This window comes from Clostridium sp. E02 (assembly GCF_003833015.1).
In the GTDB taxonomy this organism is placed as follows: Bacteria; Bacillota; Clostridia; order Lachnospirales; family Lachnospiraceae; genus Lacrimispora.
The window spans coordinates 1-418 of the sequence record NZ_RJLQ01000076.1 but is presented as its reverse complement, the minus strand read 5'-3'; the positions used below and the strand labels follow the sequence as shown (position 1 = coordinate 418).

At 53.6% G+C, this 418-nt stretch carries 1 protein-coding gene; it reads left to right on the top strand.

Translation table 11 applies throughout. The features are described 5' to 3' along the window. The coding region (locus EFT72_RS19005) for a primase alpha helix C-terminal domain-containing protein (RefSeq protein WP_243110069.1) at positions 1 to 418 on the top strand (418 nt) is incomplete at both ends.

Here is a 418-nt window from a genome sequence, read left to right as displayed (position 1 = left end):
GCCTATACCCTCGATGGACTGGCTGATTATCTCGATTTGAGCGCCTCAGCGCGCCGTAGCATCGATAAACATTACGGGATGGGGCGAAACTGCCACCTGTTCGAAATGACGCGCAAATGGGCTTACAGGGCGATTCGTCAGGGCTGGCCTGAATTCTCACAGTGGCTTGATGCCGTGATTCAGCGTGTCGAAATGTACAACGCATCGCTTCCTGTTCCGCTTTCACCAGCTGAATGCCGGGCTATTGGCAGGAGCATTGCGAAATACACGCATAGAAAATTCTCGCCAGAAGGGTTTTCCGCTGTACAGGCCGCACGCGGTCGCAAGGGGGGGATCGCTAAAGGCGAAGCCTACGAGGACAAGCGTTTCATGGCGTTATGTATGCTGGAGAATGGATATTCTCAGAAAGCTATTGCGG